Raw genomic sequence first — 18915 nt, 5'->3', positions numbered from 1 at the left:
GCCAAATTCAGCCTTTTCGTAGTCTTTTGTAATTTGCCCGAACGCGTTTAGCCATTGGCTCAATGCTCGCATCCGAAATATCTTGAAGTGATTTAGAAATTCCTTGGGCATTTGGAACTTCGCCGCGCATAGCGCCGATAACAAGCGAACTCCATGCTGAAATCATCTCAGCTTGAGCCGCATTATAGCTTTCCATGAGGGCAGCCGTTTTTTCGGTTAGAGCCAATTCGCCCTCACCGCCACGCTTGCCATTTTTAGCAAGCCAAGGTGTCGCAACTTCATACGCCAAAGCTGGCATACGCATGGCGATAACCCAAGGTGCGAGCACCATAACATCCATTCCGGATGAACGCCTTTTGAGTGATAAGTCAAATAAGTCAACAGGCGTAAACATAGTGATCTCCGATCATTGGAAATCACACATAATGCTGCAGCGCAATAAAATCAAGCTTTATCGCGCTGCAGTGCAGCATAGGCGCTACTAAAGTGTTTTCATAGCCCCATCAAGTGCAGCCTTAACCCGCTCAACAGCCATATCAATATGTTCGCGTGTCCAGATCAATGGCGGCGACATAATCATCGTATCGCCAACAGCACGCATCATAATATTATTAGCAATTGCGTTATCGCGCACAGCACTCGCCCCTGCACCCGATGGTTCGTGACGTGATTTGCTTTTCTTGTCCTTGACGATTTCAATCGCAATCAAAAAGCCTTTTCCGCGAATTTCACCGACCAAAGGATGATCGCCAATCTTATCTTGAAGGCTCTTGAGCAGATAATCACCCGTTTCATCACGAACCTGCTCAATCATTCCTTCACGTTCAATGATTTCCAAATTGCGAAGGCCGACAGCACAGGCAACAGGATGCGCTGAATAAGTATAACCGTGATAAAACTCACCGCCCTTTTCAACCAATGTCTTGGCAACACGGTCACCAACAATCAGTGCAGACAAAGGCATATAACCTGATGTGAGCCCCTTGGCCGTCGTTATCGTATCCGCTTTGATATTCATCGACTGTGCCGCAAACCAATCGCCAGTGCGGCCATAGCCGGTAATCACTTCATCCAGCATCAACAACACGTCGTATTTTTCGCATATGCGTTGAATTTCAGGCCAATAGCTTGCCGGCGGAATTTTAACCCCGCCCGCACCCTGAATTGGCTCGCCAATAAACGCCGCCACATTTTCAGGTCCAGCTTCGAGAATTGCATCTTCCACGGCTTTAGCAGCACGTAGGCCAAATGCCTCTTCGCTTTCACCTTCTTGCGCAAGTCCATAATAATAAGGACACATCACATGTTTGATGTTCGGTACAGCGCCATTGAGCTGTTCGTGCATTGCACTCATACCGCCAAGCGAGGTCGCTGCCACGGTGGAGCCATGATAGGCATTGTCGCGTGATATAATGATGTTCTTTTCTGGCTTGCCTTCCAGCACCCAAAAATGGCGCACCAAACGAAGCGCTGTATCATTAGCCTCAGAGCCCGATGAGCCAAAGAACACTTGGTTCATATTATCGGGTGCAAGTGATGCAATTTTCTCTGCCAGCAAAACCGGCGTTGGCGTCGTACATTTGAAGAATGAATTGTAATATGGCAATTCGCGCATTTGCTCTGCGGCAACATCCGCTAATTCGTCAAATCCATAGCCAATATTAACACACCAAAGACCTGCCATAGCATCGAGAATCTCGTTGCCTTCGCTATCGTAAATAAAGGCACCCTTGGCATGCGTAACGATGCGGCTACCAGCATCACGTAATTCTTTGTGATCAGTGAAGGGATGCAAATGATGTTTAGCATCCATTTTTTGAAGTTGTTCAGTCGAATAATTTTGAAAAGTCATGGTCAGTTCCTGAAGTTGAGAAAATTAATGAATCAGGAAAAATGCGGCGGCGAATAGCCGATCCGTGCGCAAAGCAATAAAAGCTCCGCTTGGCGTGACAATTTTGTGGTTTTCAATCTCATGACAGAAGCCTATCAGAGCTACAAAACTTGGCAATCAACAAATGTCGGTTGAGGGCAAATCATTTTTAAAAACCTCTGATCGTTTTTGAAAATGACTGAACTGTTTTCAAATCTGCGCAGCACGAAGCCAATAGATCAACCATCTCTAGCCCATCGAATTTATTAAACGAAAGGGACACAAGATGTTTGACCTCAAAAAGAATAAAACAGCAATCGCAGCGATTACACTTATTGCAGCAATGCAAATGGGTATCACAACAGCAAGTGCTGACAATAAAGCACCGAAACAAAACGCTGAAATTGTAGAGCTAGACAACCAAGCAACTGGCAGCATTAAAACATGTGATCCGTCTGCGCCTGGTGCCGACTTTGTTTGCCGCATCACTAAGGGAAATCCCAACCCACAATTCCCTAGTGCCCCCATCGGCAACTTCGGCATATAAGCGCCATTATCAGCAGTGCTCTTTTAAATTGAGCGCTGCTGATATATCTGACTTGCATGACGATTATCGAACTCATTGAAAGCTCTATGAGAGGCGGCGCCGCTGCCCTTTGCATGGCTTTAGTTTTACAGCTCCTCGCAAGGCGCCCGATTACCGCTGCCGCTGCATTTGGCAGCCTGTTTTTGGCAGGCGCAGCTGTTTATTCAGTCGTTGCTCTCCCCATCGTGCGCGAAGCAATGGGGCTTTACGTCATCCCATTTAAAATGCTCGGCATGTTATCGCCTGCCTTTTTCTGGCTCTTCATTGAAGCACTGCATGATGATAATTATAAATGGCGGTGGTACAAAGCAGTTCCGCTCATTTTGATCGGCACTCTTTATCTTATCTGCATCCCGTTTCCGCCTATAGCAATCTACGCAAAAACGCTGCAACTCATCATCGTGACCCTGCTTATGGGCTGGACCATTAAAAGAGTTCGCTGCTGCTACCGCGATGATCTTGTGGCTTCACGGCGTCACTTTGGGCGTGCCATGCGCGTACTTGTTCCACTGATCGGCGTTGCAATTATCGGCATTGAAATTCTTGAAACAATAGAAATACAACATGCTGTTGCCCGCATTACCGTTGCGAGCGCGATTTTAGGTGTCGGCATTATTTTGGTCATATCTGTTTTGACATTGCGTCAATCCCTGTTGCCATTATCAATATCCGCACAAAACTTGACCTTAAATACTGAAGAACTAAGCGCGGCAGACCGTATTGATCTGGGGCGTCTGCGCGATCTCATGGAAGAAGGTGCTTATTTGCATTCCGGCCTTTCAATTGGTCAATTGGCCGCTCAGATGAACATTCCAGAACATCGTCTGCGCAAACTGATCAACAATGGTCTCGGTTACAGAAATTTCGCCGCCTTTATCAATGATCATCGTATAGCGGACGCGAAAAAGCGACTTGCCGAACCAAGCTTTGCGCGCGAGCAAATCACCAGCCTCGCCTTTGATTTAGGCTACACGTCTCTGGCACCGTTTAACCGTGCTTTTCGTGAAAGAACAGGGCAAAGTCCGACGGAATTTAGAGAACAAAGCCTTACTCAAACGGCATAATCGCTGGCTAAAAACTGAGCACAGCACAACGCATCTTTAGCAAAGGAACGAAGCATTATGGCGCTAAAACGATTTGCAACTGAATTTGGTATGGGTGTTGATCTGCGTGGTCAGGATTACACAAAGGCAGCAATACGCGCCGTCAAAGATGCGCTCTATCGCAACTCGCTTACTGTCGCCCATGCACTTGATAAAGACCCGTCAGAGATGGTCGTTAAATGCGTCATCGGCATTGCAAAGCCAGACCTCGTGGACACGGCAGAAGTTGCCAAAGTCTTCCCTTATGGCGACATAACGGTCACAGCTGAAATTGGCGGGCTGGACCAAGGAAAGCCTGATACTGGCGGCGTGACGACAATGGCAGTTGCCGCTGTGCAAGTTTGGCTCGATATCTGAGCATCATCTTTGGGTTTGACAAGCAAGCAAGTTTGAGGCTAATGCCGCCTTGGGCTTGAGGTGCCTGCCGCTCACTGAAAATGGTGAAACCTTTTTAAAGTTGAATTCTGCATCCCGTTTATTGCGGTCATGTGGTAATGTGAGCCCCACTTCAAAGACCGCCTCAACGGAGGCAAGAATGCACTCGAACAATAACACACCACTACAGCGTGCCAAATTCCGCGCACGGCAAATGCGGGTTGAACAATCAAAAACCGGCAATCAGCTATCGCACGGCCAAGCACTTGAGTTGGCCGCCAAAGAACTAGGCTACAGAGACTGGAACACCGCTGCGGCCCTGCTCTCAAATTATCCAGACATTTCGGTACAAGTTGGCGATCATGTGCGTGGCACATATCTCAAACAACCGTTCACCGGCCGCGTCCTATCGGTGACAGAGCAAGGCGGCGGGGCTTATTTCCGTGTGACGCTTAATCTGGATGAAGCTGTTGATGTTGTCACATTTGATAGCTTTTCAGCTTTCAGAAAACGCATCAATGCGCAAATCGACATTAAAGGCGATTCACCAGCAAAAACCAGCGATGGCGAACCGCATTTATCGATTCTTGGGCATGTGCACGGGTGAAAAACGACAAAGGCAGCAGTTTATTCTGCTGCCTGAACCTCTTCATATCGTCCAATTTTCGCCGCGCAGAACTTGAACTCAGGGATCTTGCCAAATGGATCAAGCTGCGGATTTGTAAGCACATTCGCTGGGCTTTCATTAAAGCAGAACGGAATGAAAATCATACCATCCGCCACTTCGCGGTCGGCGCGCAACACGGCTGAAATCGCTCCGCGCCGCGTCTCAACGCTCACCATTTCACCCACAACCAAGCCCTGACGCGCAATCTCATACGGGTTCATGGCGGCAATGCCTTCCGGTTCAATATGATCAAGAACATTTGAACGGCGTGTCATTGCCCCTGTGTGCCAATGTTCAAGCAAGCGGCCCGTTGTCAGCACCATCGGAAATTCTTCGTCCGGCACTTCATCCGGTGCACGCAAATCCGCAGGCACCAGCTTACCGCTGCCATCAGCCGTTGGAAAACCGTCGTCAAAAATCACGGCACTTCCCGGTTCATTTTCGCTTTTCGCAGGATAGGTAACAGCATCTTCTTTAATCAGACGCGACCAAGGAATATTGTTCAATGATGGCATAACAAGCATCATTTCATTGTAGACATCGCTAACGTCACCATAAGTCCAGCCAAGGCCCATCCGGTTGGCAAGATCAATGATAATGTCCAAGTCCTGTCGCGCTTCACCGGGCGGATCAAGCGCTGGCCGACCGATCTGTATCTGACGGTTCGTATTGGTAAATGTACCAAGCTTTTCTGAATGCACAGAAGCTGGCAGAACCACATCAGCATGCCATGCTGTTTCAGTCAGAAAAATATCTTGAACAACAAGATGTTTCAGTTTGGCGAGTGCTGCACGCGCATGAAGCTGATCTGGATCCGACATTGCTGGGTTTTCGCCCATAATATACATGCCGTGGATCTTGTCTTCATGGATAGCATCCATGATTTCAACAACGGTAAGACCGCGTTTCGGATCAATGGTCGCGCCCCAAACATTTTCAAACTGGCTACGAATATCGGCGTTCTCAACGCTTCTATAGTCAGGCAAAAACATCGGAATAAGGCCCGCATCAGAGGCCCCTTGCACATTGTTTTGGCCGCGCAATGGATGCAGACCTGTGCCTTCACGCCCGATCTGCCCCGTAATCAAAGCCATCGCAATCAGGCAGCGAGAATTATCCGTGCCATGCGTATGTTGGGATATACCCATACCCCAAAAAATGATGGACCGCTCGGACGTTGCATAAAGACGCGCCACTTCGCGCAAAGTCTCTGCCGGAATGCCGCAAACTTCGGCCATGTCTTCGGGCGCAAAGTCTTTGACCTTTTCTTTAAGCGCCGCAAAGCCCGTTACATTTGCTTGAATATATTGCTCATCATAAAGCTCTTCATCAACGATCACATGCAGCAAGGCATTCAGCATCGCGACATCTGTACCCGGCTTGAACTGCAGAGCATGCTCTGCAAATTTCATCATGTCCTGCTTGCGCGGGTCCATGACAACGATCTTGGTGCCCTTTTTTGCCGCTTGCTTGAAATAGGTCGCAGCAACCGGATGGTTGGTGGCTGGGCGTGCGCCAATAATGATCACGCAGTCAGACACCATTGCATCTGTAAATGGCGCAGACACAGCACCGGACCCAACGCCCTCTAGCAGCGCTGCAACCGACGAAGCATGGCAAAGCCGCGTACAATGATCGACATTATTGGTGCCAAAACCTTGGCGCACCAATTTCTGGAACAGATAAGCTTCTTCGTTCGAACCCTTGGCTGAACCAAAACCGCTGAGCGCATCGCCGCCATATTCCTTTTCTATCGCCATCAGCCCTTCAGCGGACTTAGCCATCGCTTCTTCCCATGTCGCTTCGCGAAAAACGTCTTCGATTTTCATAAAACGCATATCGATATCGCCGCGCTTGGGCGCATCATCACGGCGGATCAACGGCTTGGTTAGGCGCTCATTGCTCATCGCATAGTCATAACCAAAGCGGCCTTTAACACAGAGCCGGTTTTCATTGGCCGGTCCATCGCGGCCATCTACCTGAACAATCTTATTGTCTTTGACATTAATCGTTGTCTGGCAACCAACACCGCAAAACGGACAAACGGAATTGACTGATTTATCAAACTCTTTGATTTGGCGTGTTTTTCCCGCCTCATCCATAAGCGTTTTTTCGTAAAGCGCTCCGGTTGGACAAGCCTGAACACATTCGCCGCATGTCACGCAGGTAGAAAGCCCCATCGGGTCATGAATATCAAAAACAGGTACCGAATGAGAGCCGCGCTGCGCCATGCCGATCACATCATTAACCTGCACTTCGCGGCACGCACGCACGCATAGACCGCAGGCAATACATGCATCCATATTCACAGCAATGGCCGGATTTGAAATGTCATGCACTTCGCGCGAGGCATCGGCAAATTTGTTCGGCAGACGGTCCGAACCGTCAATGCCAAAGCTTTCCGCCCATGCCCAAAAGACGGATTTATCATCAGGGCCGCTATCGCGCGCAGGCATATCAGCGGCGAGCATTTCAAATACCATTTTGCGGCTTTTTTCTGCACGCTCTGTCGCCGTATTTACCTTCATGCCCTCTGAAGGTTTACGGATACATGATGCAGCAAGATTACGCTCGCCCTCAATGTCCACCATGCATGCACGGCAGTTACCATCCGAGCGGTAACCGGGCTTATCAAGATAACATAGGTGAGGAATGTCCACGCCTTCGCGCTTTGCAACCTGCCAAATGGTTTCGCCATCTTCGGCGATTGCCGACTTGCCATTAAGAGTAAAACTGACTTGCTTGCTCATCACAAATCCTCCCTAAAATGGGTCAGCAAATGATTGACCGGATTGGGTGCCGCCTGCCCCAGACCACAGATCGACGCATCGCGCATAACTTGTTCAATATCGCGGATGGTTTCTTCATCCAGCTTGCCTTCTTTGCGCAAAAGCTTGGATAATTTTTCAGTACCGCTTCGGCATGGCGTACATTGGCCGCAACTTTCATGCGCGAAAAAATCGATCAAATTGATGACCGCATCTTTGATATTATCTTGATCGGATAAGATTACGACAGCGTGCGATCCCACAAACGCGCCATGCTGGAAAAGACTATCGCCGAAATCCAGCGGAATATCATCCATGGATGCAGGCAAAATGCCGCCCGATGCACCGCCCGGAAGATAGGCTTTGAATTTGTGTCCATCGGCCATACCGCCGCAATATTCATCAATCAGTTCGCGCACGGTAACACCAGCTGGCGCTTGTTTGACCCCTGGCTCTTTAACACGGCCCGACACAGACCATGACCGAATACCTGGATGGTCAGGTTTGCCCTGATCTTCAAACCATTGAGGTCCATTTTCCACGATATCACGTATCCACCACAATGTTTCAACATTGTGATTAAGTGTTGGCCGGCCAAACAAACCAACCTCTGCGATGTAAGGCGGGCGATGCCGTGGCAACCCGCGTTTACCTTCAATCGACTCGATCATCGCGCTTTCTTCGCCGCATATATATGCGCCAGCGCCGCGCCGTAATTCGATAAAGCCTTTGTCTATGATTTCGGCTTCTTCAAGCGCTGCAATTTCAGTGCGCAAAATTTCCAAAACAGCAGGATATTCATCCCGCATATAAAGATAGATACGTGTCGCTTCGACCGCATGAGCTGCAACAATTGCACCTTCAAACATGCGATGCGGATCACTTTCGAGATAGTACCGATCTTTAAATGTACCAGGTTCGCCTTCATCACCATTGATGGTCATCAGGCGCGGACCGGGGTAGCCTTTGACAAAGCCCCATTTTTTACCCGCTGGAAACCCTGCTCCACCAAGACCGCGCAAACCTGCCCCGCTGAGCGTTTCAATCAACATGTCAGCAGTCAGCTCGTTGGCACGCACACGGTCAAGCACCTGATATCCACCGCTCTCCTGATAGGCATGAAGATTGATATAGTCAGGCACAGCAACATCAAACTCGCCAAGCTCACTCATTTTAAGAAGCTTTTCCGCCGAAGCATTGTCTACTTCGCGGTCGCCAATGCGCGCTGCAGGTGCGCCAGCACAGCGCCCCATGCAAGGCGCTCGCAAAACGCGCACATGATTTGGGTTCGCATTTGCGCTTAAATTTGCGATCAGATCTTCCGCACCATTCATCATACAGGACAGTGAATCGCACACGCGAATGGTTAGCGGCGCAGGTTTTTCGTCGTCTTCCCGAATAACATCAAAATTATCGTAGAAGGATGCAACTTCATATATTTCGGCTTGGCCGATGCGCATTTCCTCAGCCAGAGCGCGAATATGACGCGCTTCAATGCAGCCGAACATGTCTTGAATTTTGTGAAGATTTTCGATTAGCAAATCGCGGGCAAGAGATGCGCCTGCCAAAGCAAGCCTTACTTCGTCCAGCGCTGTGTCTTCAAGCTGACGTCCTTTGGTAAGACTGCTTTTTCGGCCTTTGCGCATGGGCGTCAAATCATTCATCTTAAATCATCCAATATCATCATTATCACAACTTAATACGGCAAAGAGCAATAGGCTTTTTCTAAAGCGTCGTTAATGCGTCGTGTTTATCTACGGTTTAAATGATTACTGGATTTTGCGGCCCACGACCACCCATTGCAAAACATACAGTTCAAATATCTCACATTTTGAACCACAGCATGTTCATATAGCTGACATATGAATCTGATCTAGCGAACTGAAATTAAAAACGGTTCTGCTATGATTGAAACCAAGCACCACAAAACGATTTTCATTTCCGATGTACATTTGGGCACACGCGGCTGCCAAGCTGAAATGCTGTTGGACTTTCTGCGCCATAATGATGCCGACAAGATTTATCTCGTCGGTGACATTTTTGACGGTTGGCGAATGAAGAAGGCATTTTATTGGCCTCAAACGCATAATGATGTTGTTCAGAAGCTATTGCGCAAAGCGCGTAAGGGTACTGAAATAATTTATATTCCGGGCAATCATGATGAAATGCTGCGCGGCTTCCTCGGCACGCATTTTGGCGGCATCGAAGTACGCGACCGCGACATTCACATATCCGCTGACGGCATGAAATATCTCGTCATTCACGGCGACCAGTTTGATATGGTTGTCATGGGCGCAAAATGGCTCGCCCATGCAGGTGACTGGGCCTATGACTTTTTGCTCTGGTTCAACGGGTGGTTCAATCGTGTGCGCCGCCTTTGGGGTGGCCAATATTGGTCCCTATCTAAATGGGCAAAACTCAAGGTTAAGCAAGCTGTCAATTTTATTGGCGACTTTGAAGAAGCGCTCGCAACAGAAGCGAAAAAGACACGCGTTGACGGTGTTATCTGCGGCCATATTCACCATGCCGCACTGCATGATTTAAACGGCATTCGTTATGTAAACACAGGCGACTGGGTGGAGAGTTGCACGGCAATTTTAGAAGATGAAAGTGGCAAGTTTCATCTCGTCGATTGGGCCGAAGAGATGCGCCTTAGAAACCTTAAATTATTGGCCGCCAGCGCTCCACAATCAACCAATACGAATGGCAAACAATCCGCCGCTTAAAGGGCAGAAATCACACAATGTCAGCAATTCAAAACACTGTACGCACTCAGCTTGGTGCAGCCGTACAACGCAATAAAGCCCTCAGCATAGATGGTATTTTAGAGCGTATGTTTGCCAAAACATTCACGGGCTTGGTCTATCCGCAAATATGGGAAGACCCAGAGCAAGATATGAAGGCACTGAACATTCAGCACACCGATCATGTTGTTACGATTGCTTCTGGTGGCTGCAATATTATGAGCTACCTGACCGCCCAGCCAGCATCCATAACTGCGGTTGATTTGTCTCCGGCTCACATCGCGCTCAACCGTTTGAAATATACCGCTGCACTTCACTTGCCTGATTATGATGCTTTTTATCAGTTTTTTGGCAAAGCAAATGTCAAAGGCAATGCTGCATTATTTGACCATTATATTGCCCCCTATTTGGATCAGCAATCGCTAGACTATTGGAATGGGCGCAAAGGCTTACGCGCGCGCCGGATCGATATGTTTGAAGATGGTTTTTACCGTTACGGCGCACTTGGTAAGTTCATCGGCATTGCACATTTCATGTCACGACTATTGGGCGTGGATTACAAAGCGTTTTTGGCCTGCAAAACACAGGCAGAGCAAAAAGCATTTTTCGACGCAAAAATGCGCCCTGCTCTTAATGCAAAACTCATCAAATTCATCACGTCTAACCGTGCATCTCTTTTTGGTCTCGGCATTCCGCCGCAGCAATATGAGGCACTTGCCGGAGCCGCAGATGGCGACATTCATGCCGTACTCACCGAGCGCACACGCAAGCTCATGTGTGATTTTCCATTGAATGAAAACTACTTTGCTTGGCAGGCGTTTAACCGCTCTTACAAACAAGATGGCACAGGACCGCTGCCCCTATATCTACAAAAAGAACACTATGAAACTGTGCGCAACAATGTTCACAAGGCCGAAATCCACAATCGCAACCTCACCGATCTGCTGGAGGAAATGCCCGCCGAGACTAAAAATTGCTACATCCTACTCGACGCGCAAGACTGGATGACCGATCAACAGCTCAACGCCATGTGGAAACAAATTGATCGCACCGCCCAAAGTGGCGCGCGCGTAATCTACCGCACCGCTGGTACGAATGACATTCTTCAAGGGCGCGTGGATGCCCAAGTGCTCGGCAACTGGCATTATGATCAACAACGCTCACAAGCGCTCAATCTGGAAGACCGCTCTGCGATTTATGGCGGCTTTCATATTTACACCCGAAAATAGAGTAAGATTTTGAGCAACGCAGATCACAGCCACGCATCCTTGATGGATACCATTTATGGTAAGCAGCGCTATTTTTATGACGCGACTCGTAAGTTTTACCTGCTTGGGCGCGATCAAATTTTGCAACGCTTAGCTGTGCCCCAAAACGGCACCATGCTCGAAATTGCATGCGGTACGGGGCGAAATTTGTGTTTAGGGGCAAAGCTTTATCCAACCGCAAAACTCTATGGTTTGGATATTTCTGAAGAAATGCTCAAATCCGCAAAAGCCAATCTGCAAAGAACGGGCCTTCAAGGTAAGGTTCAACTTGCCAAGGGCGATGCCACCAATTTTGACGGGGCAGCGCTTTTTGACGTTTCAAAATTCGACAGAATATTGCTCTCCTATGCGGTGTCGATGATACCTGATTGGAAAGCCACGATTGAACATGCCGCGCACCAATTAAAACCAGGCGGCGAACTTTGGATTGTTGATTTTGGCAATCAAGCAAAACTCCCGAACTGGTTTAAAAATGCGCTCTATGGCTGGTTGCGCAAATTTCATGTTCAGCCACGGCAGGACCTTGAAACGGTAACGCGTAGAATTGCCAGAACAGTCCACGGCACCGCTGAATTCGGCACTCTCTATCGTGGCTATGCACACTTCACGGTCATCAAAAAACCATCCATATCCTAGATTGAATGAACGCGACAAGAATCAAGCGTTGCAAACACATAAAGATTTCTTTATTTCTTTATATAACATTCTGAATCTTGGAGCATCTAATGACAACCGCAACACCTCTTGCTGATTTCATCGCTGAAAAAGGCGTTCTTCTTGCCGATGGCGCAACGGGCACCAACCTATTTGCGATGGGACTGGAAGCAGGAGAAGCGCCAGAACTTTGGAACGAAAGCGCACCAGAAAAAATTGTCAAACTGCATCAGGACTTTGTTGATGCCGGTGCTGATATTTTTCTGACCAACTCATTTGGTGGTACGCGCCAACGCTTAAAGCTTCACAAAGCCGAAGATCGTGTTTTCGAACTCAATAAAAAAGCCGCTGAAATTGCGCGCAGCGTTGCAGATAAAGCAGATCGCAAAATAATCGTTGCCGGTTCTGTCGGCCCAACAGGTGAACTGCTCGTCCCACTTGGCGCTCTAACTTATGAATTTGCAGTGGAGTCATTCCGCGAACAAATTAAGGGCCTAAAGGCTGGCGGTGTGGATGTTATCTGGATCGAAACAATGTCTGCCAGCGGCGAAATGCAAGCAGCATCAGAGGCCGCTGCCGCAGAAGACATGGAATTTGTTTGCACCGCATCTTTTGATACGGCAGGCAAAACCATGATGGGCATACATCCGGCTGAAATGGGTAAGATTTTTGAAAAATCACCACAAGCGCCAACAGCTTACGGCGCAAATTGCGGTGTTGGTGCTTCCGATATCTTGTCTTCGCTGCTCGATATGAAAGACGCTGCACCCGATGCGAAAATCGTCATCAAGGGCAATTGCGGTATTCCAGAATTTCAAGACGATAAAATCGTTTATTCCGGCACCCCTGACCTGATGGCAAGATATGTTGAACTGGCCATCGACGGTGGTGCAGCCATTATCGGCGGTTGTTGCGGCACATCATGCGATCATTTGCGTGCGATGCGTGTCGCGCTCGACAATCATGTGAAAGCCGAGCGCCCAACGGTTGAATTTATTTGCGACCAAATTGGCCCGATGCGTAACACCAAAGCGGCAGCAGCCGGTGAAGGCCCGCAAAGAGAGCGCCGCAGCGGTGGACGCCGCCGCAAGTAAAACTTAAGCGTTCAACGCTTTTGCATGCCAATCAAAATGGTTGGGCAGAAATGTCGCGATAAAGTAATATGAGTGATCATACCCATCACGCATATTGATTTCAGCTTTTTGCCCAACGGCCTCACAAGCCTCCGCGAACAAATGTGTCCGTAACTGCTCATCAAGAAAATTATCTGCCGTTCCTTGATCAATCAAAATCGGCACATCGCTTGATGATGACATCAACGCACACGCATCATGCGCTTTCCAAGCTGCACGATCATCACCTATATATGTAGAAAACGCTTTCTCGCCCCACGGCACTTGCGATGGCGCAACGATTGGCGAAAAGGCGGAAACAGATTTAAAGCGCCCCGGATATTTGAGATGCAAGCTTAACGCACCATGTCCACCCATTGAATGGCCCATAATGCCTTGCTTATCCATATCAGCATTTAAGAACTCCTTAGCAATCAATGCAGGCAGCTCTTCCATAATATATGTTTCCATCTGGAAGTGTTTTGCCCACGGCGCTTCGGCCGCATTGATATAAAACCCTGCGCCCTGCCCCAAATCATAAGCATCATCATTGGCAACCTGCTCACCGCGCGGCGATGTATCAGGTGCGATAACCATGAAGCCAAATTCAGCGGCCAAACGCATAATGCCGCTTTTTTCCATCACATTGGACCAATTGCAGGTCAGGCCCGATAGATACCATAGGACCGGCACTTTAGCGGTCTTAGCTTGTGGCGGCGTATATACGGCAAACCGCATCGTGCACTGACAAGATTCACTCTCGTGATCGAACACTTCTAGCGCCCCATCAAAAGTCTTTTTTTGCTCAACAAGCTTCAAAACCAACTCCATAGCTTTCAGACACACAATGGTCACAATCTAAAATAGCAATATATTTCAGTATCTTAATATAAAAATCGAAAAATTTTCAAACAACAAGAGGAACCGAACCCAGCTCTTGTCGTTGTTGCAGCATAACAGCCTCAACGGCAAGATTGGAGAGAAAAAATGAAAAAGCAATTGAACCTTTCTACAGCACTCGCAACAGTAGCATTCAGCGCAATGGCGTTCGCTACACCCGTGGCACTTGCACAGGACGCAGCGCAGCCAGAAACTACACAAGAGCAGATGGAAGCACCTGCGGATGGTGCGGTAACAATGGAAAAAGCGCCTGAAGCAGAGGTCGGCACAGACACAATGACTGAGCCTGCTATGGAGTCAGAAGAAGCTATGCCAGCAACGGATATGGATGCTGCGCCAACGGCAGATATGGCCGCAACCAGCACGGAGAAATTCTTCGTATATGAAGCTGCTAATCAGATGACATCTGACGATCTGATCGGTTCTGATATCAAAAACACGGCAGGTGAATCACTTGGCGATGTAGAACAGATTATCGTGTCTACAGAAGGCGACCTAGCTGGCGTTATCGTCGGTGTTGGCGGCTTCCTCGGCATCGGTGAGAAAAGCGTTGCGATCAATTTTGATGCAATCACTTTTGAAACCGACCCAGATTCAGGCGATACACTTCTAGTGCTCAACAGCACGAAAGAAGAACTGGAAGCAGCGCCAGAATTTACAACCAAAGAAGAACAGGCTTCAGAAGAAGAAGCAATGACAACGGCAGAGCCGATGGCTGAAACTCCAGTTGCTCCTGAAACAATGGAAGCACCTAAAGAAGAAGTTCCAGCGCAGTAAGCACATTTTACTGGTCTAAATAGAAAGCCGCCTCCATTGGAGGCGGCTTTTTCATGTGTTCGTTTAAAACTTAATAGAGAACAACAGAGCGAATGCTCTCACCTGAATGCATCAAATCAAAGCCTTTATTGATATCGTCTAAAGGCATTGTATGCGTGATCAAGCTATCAATATCGATGCGGCCTTCCATATACATATCAACGATTTTCGGCACATCAGTACGCCCTCTTGCACCACCAAATGCTGAACCGCGCCACGAACGACCGGTTACAAGTTGGAATGGACGCGTAGCAATCTCCGCCCCTGCTGGTGCAACGCCGATAATGATGCTTTCGCCCCACCCTTTATGGCAACATTCCAGCGCTGTGCGCATAACATTTGTATTGCCAATACATTCAAATGAGTAATCCGCACCGCCGCCAGTAAGCTCAACCAAATGTCCGGTCAAATCGCCCTTAATGTCGTTTGGATTAACAAAATCGGTCATACCAAATTGGCGTGCCATCGCTTCTTTAGCAGGGTTCATATCAACGCCAATGATCTGGCGCGCACCAACCATTCGCAACCCTTGAAGGACATTAAGGCCGATACCGCCGAGACCAAAAACAACAGCCGTCGAATTTGGCTCTACCTTGGCCGTAAACATAACGGCACCAAGGCCGGTTGTAACACCGCAACCAATATAACAAATCTTGTCGAAAGGCGCATCGGAGCGCACTTTAGCCAGCGAAATTTCAGGCAAAACGGAATAGTTCGAAAATGTAGAACATCCCATATAGTGAAGTATAGGCTTGCCTTTATAAGAGAAGCGACTTGTGCCATCCGGCATCACGCCTTGGCCCTGTGTCGTGCGGATTTTCTGGCAAAGATTGGTTTTCGGATTGAGGCAATATTCGCACTCACGGCATTCAGGTGTGTAAAGCGGGATCACATGATCGCCTACTTTTAAATCTTTCACATCCGGACCAACTTCAACAACAATACCAGCGCCTTCATGGCCCAAAATTGCTGGAAATGCGCCCTCAGGATCTGCGCCCGACAAAGTAAATTCATCCGTATGACAAATACCCGTTGCCTTCATTTCAACCAGAACTTCACCAGATTTTGGGCCGTCCAAATCAACCTCGACAACTTCAAGCGGTTTACCTGCTTCAAAGGCTACAGCGGCACGTGTTTTCATAACATTCTCCGTTAATATTTTTGCAAACCTTGCCGCGCATGGCTGTGTGATGCAAGCCAGCCATAGGCACGTTAAAAGGAATTTTCGTGCTGTTTATCATTTTTTACAGTTTTGGTGGGATACTATCTATTCGGAAGGAATATTGATGAAACCACGCATTCTCATTGCAGGCATGGCGCTGCTTGCCGTCATCGGCGGCGCAGCCTATAGCGAGTATGATCGTGTCACTTCATCACACCAGCAAATTCGTGCTTATATTATGCATAATGCCAAAGCTTATAAAAGCGATAAGGCAGGCATAGAAGATGTCCTTGCTAAGGGTGTGGCCATATGTGCAGCGCAAATATATCAAACGGAACTTCCGCCAGAACACCTTAATTTTTTCACTTTAAACATTGCGACTGACTATGAAATAGTTAATCAATTCGGCTTGAAAGCCAATGAAAAACAAGGTGAAATTTCCGATCTTCGTGCCAATGTTGCGCGTAAATTTTATACGTCACTACCCGATGAGTTAGGAAAATTACCCGTCGCACGAAAACAGCAATTAGAAAGTTTAAGTCTTGATTTTCGCAACAAACGCGAGAAATTGGCCCATTGCACACACGCCAACGCATATAAGTTCTGGCTCACAGAAAAACCCGCAGATACTTAAAATAAAAGCGCGAACCACCTCGTTTTTTTAGCGTATGCTTCTTACCTATTGATCGAACCATCAACAGGAGTAAGACCATGAAATCTGCAAAAAATTATCTCGAAGAAGCCAACGCCAGCGTTCCGCGCATTTCAGCGGAAGAAGCAATTGCGAAATACAAGTCTGGCGGCGGCACATTTATTGATGTGCGTGATTCTGGTGACATTGCTAAAAGCGGCACTATAAAAGGTGCGCATCGCATTGCCCGCGGTTTTATGGAATTTGCGGCCGATAGCGAGATGCAATTCCACAATCCAGTATTGCAAAAAGACGCTGATCTCTACCTTGTATGCGGCGCTGGTGGTCAAGCCGCTCTTGCAGGCAAAACACTTAAAGATATGGGCTATCAGAACGTCACAAATATTGGCGGCATTGGCGACTGGAAAGAAGCCGGCGGCGATATGGAAGACTAATTCGCTTTAGCCAATAACGGTCATTAAAAAAGGCGGGGCGCTGATTATAGCGCGCCGCCTTTATTATATTACTTACTCTCTACACGCCACACTTCACCATGGATAAGGCGGGCCATCTGGCGCACACTGCCTGTCTCCCTGGCGTGAACGGGCTGTGTTCAGGTGAATGCGTCCGGCATCGAATTCTTTTTGTCTTCGATGAAGGCCAAGAGTTTTGCGTCAATTTCCTCATCAAGGGCCGGTGCTTCATACTGGTCAAGCCATTGGCGACAAAGCTTGTTCGCACGGCTTTCAACACGGCTTTCGCCCTCTGCAAGCCATTGCTCATAAGAATTATTGTCAGCGACTGTAGAGCGGTAAAATGCTGTCTGGAAGTTTGCTTGCGTATGCGCGCATCCAAGATAGTGGGACCCCGGACCAACCTCTGCAATTGCATCCAAGGCCTGCCCATTTTCTGAAATATCAACCCCTTGGCTCATCGCCTGCATCATACCAAGCTGGTCAACGTCGATCATGAATTTCTCATAGGAAGAAACAAGACCGCCCTCTAACCATCCAGCCGAGTGAAGTGCAAAGTTCGTGCCAGCAAGCAGCGTCATATTGATTGTATTGGCACTTTCATGCGCTGCTTGTGCGTCCGGCACTTTTGATCCGCAAAGAGATCCGCCTGTTCTGAACGGCAAGCCCAAGCGACGCGCCAATTGCGCAGCACCATAAGACACCAAAGAAGGTTCAGGCGTACCAAATGTTGGCGCACCTGACTGCATGGAAATTGAAGCAGCAAATGTACCAAACAAAACCGGCGCACCTGGACGGCAAAGCTGCGTGAAGGCAGCGCCCGCCAATACTTCGGCCAAAACTTGTGTCAAAGTTCCCGCAACGGTGACGGGGCTCATAGCGCCTGCAAGAATGAACGGCGAAATGATACAAGCCTGCCCCGCACGGGCATAAACCTTTGCCGCACCAAGCATCGTGCCATCAAATGTCATCGGAGAATTGGCGTTAATTAGATTGATAACAACGCAATTATTATCAACAAACTCCTCGCCAAACACAATTTTCGCCATTGAAATCGTGTCTTCAGCGCGTTCTGGCGCAGTGACCGATCCCATGAATGGTTTATCTGAATATTTGATATGGCTATAAACCATATCGAGGTGACGCTTATTGACCGGCACATCAACAGGCTCACAAACAGTGCCGCCCGAATGGTGCATGGCAGGTGCCATATAAGCCAATTTTACAAAATTGCGGAAATCTTCAATCGTCGCATACCGACGTTCACCCTCAAGATCGCGCACAAATGGCGGTCCATAAACAGGCGCAAACACAGTCGCATCGCCGCCAATTTGGACAGATCGTTCCGGATTACGGGCATGTTGCGTGAAGATTGACGGCGCTGTTTTAAGCAATTCGCGGCAAAGCCCTTTGGGAAAACGAACGCGCTCGCCTTCAACCATTGCGCCAGCCTCACGCCACATTCGCAATGCTTCTTCGTCTTCTCGAAACTCAATGCCGATTTCTTCAAGAATTTTATCAGCATTCGCTTCGATGAGCGCCAAAGCCTCTTCGTTCAAAACCTCATAAACCGGAATCTTACGCTTTATATATGATTGGCTTTCGCCCGGGCCGCCGCCAGTACGTGCAGCTCTTCGCCCAGCTGCGCCTCGGCCTGCTTTGCGCGAGCGCGCACGTGCAGGCACATGAACCTCCTCCCCGCCACCTTCCGGTGTTGGAATAATATCATCAAAATTTTCAGAATCGCTCATTTGCCTATCCCCACAGTGCGAGACTACATAGTCTT

Annotated in this window: 18 protein-coding genes; 11 read left to right on the top strand and 7 right to left on the bottom strand. The window is 48.4% G+C overall.

Annotated features, from left to right (window positions below; translation table 11 throughout):
* Positions 1-7: 7 nt before the first annotated feature.
* Both N530_RS0114610 and N530_RS0114605 read right to left on the bottom strand, forming a co-directional pair.
* Entirely contained in the window at positions 8-394 is a 387-nt protein-coding gene (locus N530_RS0114610; protein WP_026481295.1) for a hypothetical protein, read from the bottom strand.
* Positions 395-481: 87 nt separating this feature from the next.
* The gene (locus N530_RS0114605) at positions 482-1852 is read right to left on the bottom strand and encodes an aspartate aminotransferase family protein (RefSeq protein WP_026481294.1); all 1371 of its coding nucleotides are present in this window, start codon (positions 1850-1852) and stop codon (positions 482-484) included.
* Between the two features lie 304 nt (positions 1853-2156).
* Here N530_RS0114605 and N530_RS0114600 point away from each other — a divergent pair, with 304 nt between their 5' ends.
* The 4 genes from N530_RS0114600 (at position 2157) to N530_RS0114585 (ending at position 4541) form a co-directional block, all read left to right on the top strand.
* The gene (locus N530_RS0114600; protein ID WP_026481293.1) at positions 2157-2417 is read left to right on the top strand and encodes a hypothetical protein; all 261 of its coding nucleotides are present in this window, start codon (positions 2157-2159) and stop codon (positions 2415-2417) included.
* Positions 2418-2473: 56 nt separating this feature from the next.
* The gene (locus N530_RS18740; RefSeq protein WP_051540995.1) at positions 2474-3520 is read left to right on the top strand and encodes an AraC family transcriptional regulator; all 1047 of its coding nucleotides are present in this window, start codon (positions 2474-2476) and stop codon (positions 3518-3520) included.
* A gap of 57 nt (positions 3521-3577) precedes the next feature.
* Positions 3578-3916, top strand: a complete 339-nt coding sequence (locus tag N530_RS0114590) for a Lin0512 family protein (protein WP_018688336.1) — start codon at positions 3578-3580, stop codon at positions 3914-3916.
* Positions 3917-4094: 178 nt separating this feature from the next.
* Positions 4095-4541 (top strand): glyoxalase superfamily protein, encoded by a 447-nt coding sequence (locus tag N530_RS0114585; RefSeq protein ID WP_026481292.1) that lies wholly within the window; start codon positions 4095-4097, stop codon positions 4539-4541.
* A 20-nt stretch (positions 4542-4561) separates the two neighbouring features.
* On the opposite strand, the gene fdhF is transcribed toward N530_RS0114585, so the two are convergent.
* Together fdhF and N530_RS0114575 are read right to left on the bottom strand one after the other, a co-directional pair.
* Positions 4562-7351 carry a formate dehydrogenase subunit alpha gene (gene fdhF, locus N530_RS0114580; RefSeq protein WP_026481291.1) on the bottom strand — a complete coding sequence of 930 codons (2790 nt, stop codon included), beginning with the start codon at positions 7349-7351 and terminating at the stop codon, positions 4562-4564.
* Positions 7351-9033 (bottom strand): NADH-ubiquinone oxidoreductase-F iron-sulfur binding region domain-containing protein, encoded by a 1683-nt coding sequence (locus N530_RS0114575; protein WP_026481290.1) that lies wholly within the window; start codon positions 9031-9033, stop codon positions 7351-7353. The genes fdhF and N530_RS0114575 overlap by 1 nt, the downstream gene beginning before the upstream one ends.
* Positions 9034-9273: 240 nt before the next feature.
* On the opposite strand from N530_RS0114575, the gene N530_RS0114570 reads away from it, so the two are divergent.
* The 4 genes from N530_RS0114570 to bmt all read left to right on the top strand — a co-directional run bounded on the left by N530_RS0114570 (position 9274) and on the right by bmt (position 13129).
* Positions 9274-10095 carry a UDP-2,3-diacylglucosamine diphosphatase gene (locus N530_RS0114570; RefSeq protein ID WP_026481289.1) on the top strand — a complete coding sequence of 274 codons (822 nt, stop codon included), beginning with the start codon at positions 9274-9276 and terminating at the stop codon, positions 10093-10095.
* Between the two features lie 17 nt (positions 10096-10112).
* The gene (locus N530_RS0114565) at positions 10113-11342 is read left to right on the top strand and encodes a DUF3419 family protein (protein WP_035267263.1); all 1230 of its coding nucleotides are present in this window, start codon (positions 10113-10115) and stop codon (positions 11340-11342) included.
* Between the two features lie 9 nt (positions 11343-11351).
* Positions 11352-12017: a methyltransferase domain-containing protein gene (locus N530_RS0114560; RefSeq protein WP_026481287.1), complete on the top strand. Its 666-nt coding sequence runs from the start codon at positions 11352-11354 to the stop codon at positions 12015-12017.
* Positions 12018-12106: 89 nt separating this feature from the next.
* Positions 12107-13129, top strand: a complete 1023-nt coding sequence (gene bmt, locus N530_RS0114555; protein ID WP_026481286.1) for a betaine--homocysteine S-methyltransferase — start codon at positions 12107-12109, stop codon at positions 13127-13129.
* A gap of 3 nt (positions 13130-13132) precedes the next feature.
* On the opposite strand, the gene fghA is transcribed toward bmt, so the two are convergent.
* A complete protein-coding gene (fghA, locus tag N530_RS0114550; protein ID WP_026481285.1) occupies positions 13133-13966 on the bottom strand; it encodes an S-formylglutathione hydrolase in 834 nt (277 codons plus the stop codon).
* 168 nt (positions 13967-14134) lie between these two features.
* Here fghA and N530_RS0114545 point away from each other — a divergent pair, with 168 nt between their 5' ends.
* Positions 14135-14824: a PRC-barrel domain-containing protein gene (locus N530_RS0114545; protein ID WP_026481284.1), complete on the top strand. Its 690-nt coding sequence runs from the start codon at positions 14135-14137 to the stop codon at positions 14822-14824.
* A 70-nt stretch (positions 14825-14894) separates the two neighbouring features.
* Here the strand turns inward: N530_RS0114545 and N530_RS0114540 are convergent, their stop codons facing one another.
* Positions 14895-16004, bottom strand: a complete 1110-nt coding sequence (locus N530_RS0114540) for an S-(hydroxymethyl)glutathione dehydrogenase/class III alcohol dehydrogenase (protein ID WP_026481283.1) — start codon at positions 16002-16004, stop codon at positions 14895-14897.
* Positions 16005-16149: 145 nt separating this feature from the next.
* Here N530_RS0114540 and N530_RS0114535 point away from each other — a divergent pair, with 145 nt between their 5' ends.
* Entirely contained in the window at positions 16150-16659 is a 510-nt protein-coding gene (locus tag N530_RS0114535; RefSeq protein WP_026481282.1) for a hypothetical protein, read from the top strand.
* A 77-nt stretch (positions 16660-16736) separates the two neighbouring features.
* Complete coding sequence (locus N530_RS0114530) at positions 16737-17111, top strand: rhodanese-like domain-containing protein (protein WP_018688348.1); 375 nt, start codon at positions 16737-16739, stop codon at positions 17109-17111.
* Positions 17112-17269: 158 nt separating this feature from the next.
* Here the strand turns inward: N530_RS0114530 and N530_RS0114525 are convergent, their stop codons facing one another.
* Positions 17270-18880, bottom strand: a complete 1611-nt coding sequence (locus N530_RS0114525; protein ID WP_035267256.1) for a trimethylamine methyltransferase family protein — start codon at positions 18878-18880, stop codon at positions 17270-17272.
* Between the last annotated feature and the right edge of the window lie 35 nt (positions 18881-18915).

This window comes from Ahrensia sp. 13_GOM-1096m (assembly GCF_000620605.1).
GTDB lineage: Bacteria > Pseudomonadota > Alphaproteobacteria > Rhizobiales > Rhizobiaceae > Ahrensia > Ahrensia kielensis.
This window is presented reverse-complemented; position numbering and strand designations above follow the sequence as displayed.

Excerpts from the sequence above, each read along its gene's own strand:
- N530_RS18740 (WP_051540995.1), top strand. The coding sequence starts at position 2,474 with ATGACGATTATCGAACTCATTGAAAGCTCTATGAGAGGCGGCGCCGCT.
- N530_RS0114530 (WP_018688348.1), top strand. The coding sequence starts at position 16,737 with ATGAAATCTGCAAAAAATTATCTCGAAGAAGCCAACGCCAGCGTTCCG.
- fdhF (WP_026481291.1), bottom strand. The coding sequence starts at position 7,351 with ATGAGCAAGCAAGTCAGTTTTACTCTTAATGGCAAGTCGGCAATCGCC.
- N530_RS0114545 (WP_026481284.1), top strand. The coding sequence starts at position 14,135 with ATGAAAAAGCAATTGAACCTTTCTACAGCACTCGCAACAGTAGCATTC.
- N530_RS0114570 (WP_026481289.1), top strand. The coding sequence starts at position 9,274 with ATGATTGAAACCAAGCACCACAAAACGATTTTCATTTCCGATGTACAT.
- N530_RS0114540 (WP_026481283.1), bottom strand. The coding sequence starts at position 16,004 with ATGAAAACACGTGCCGCTGTAGCCTTTGAAGCAGGTAAACCGCTTGAA.
- N530_RS0114600 (WP_026481293.1), top strand. The coding sequence starts at position 2,157 with ATGTTTGACCTCAAAAAGAATAAAACAGCAATCGCAGCGATTACACTT.
- N530_RS0114535 (WP_026481282.1), top strand. The coding sequence starts at position 16,150 with ATGAAACCACGCATTCTCATTGCAGGCATGGCGCTGCTTGCCGTCATC.
- N530_RS0114565 (WP_035267263.1), top strand. The coding sequence starts at position 10,113 with ATGTCAGCAATTCAAAACACTGTACGCACTCAGCTTGGTGCAGCCGTA.
- N530_RS0114610 (WP_026481295.1), bottom strand. The coding sequence starts at position 394 with ATGTTTACGCCTGTTGACTTATTTGACTTATCACTCAAAAGGCGTTCA.
- N530_RS0114575 (WP_026481290.1), bottom strand. The coding sequence starts at position 9,033 with ATGAATGATTTGACGCCCATGCGCAAAGGCCGAAAAAGCAGTCTTACC.
- N530_RS0114525 (WP_035267256.1), bottom strand. The coding sequence starts at position 18,880 with ATGAGCGATTCTGAAAATTTTGATGATATTATTCCAACACCGGAAGGT.
- N530_RS0114590 (WP_018688336.1), top strand. The coding sequence starts at position 3,578 with ATGGCGCTAAAACGATTTGCAACTGAATTTGGTATGGGTGTTGATCTG.
- bmt (WP_026481286.1), top strand. The coding sequence starts at position 12,107 with ATGACAACCGCAACACCTCTTGCTGATTTCATCGCTGAAAAAGGCGTT.
- N530_RS0114585 (WP_026481292.1), top strand. The coding sequence starts at position 4,095 with ATGCACTCGAACAATAACACACCACTACAGCGTGCCAAATTCCGCGCA.
- N530_RS0114605 (WP_026481294.1), bottom strand. The coding sequence starts at position 1,852 with ATGACTTTTCAAAATTATTCGACTGAACAACTTCAAAAAATGGATGCT.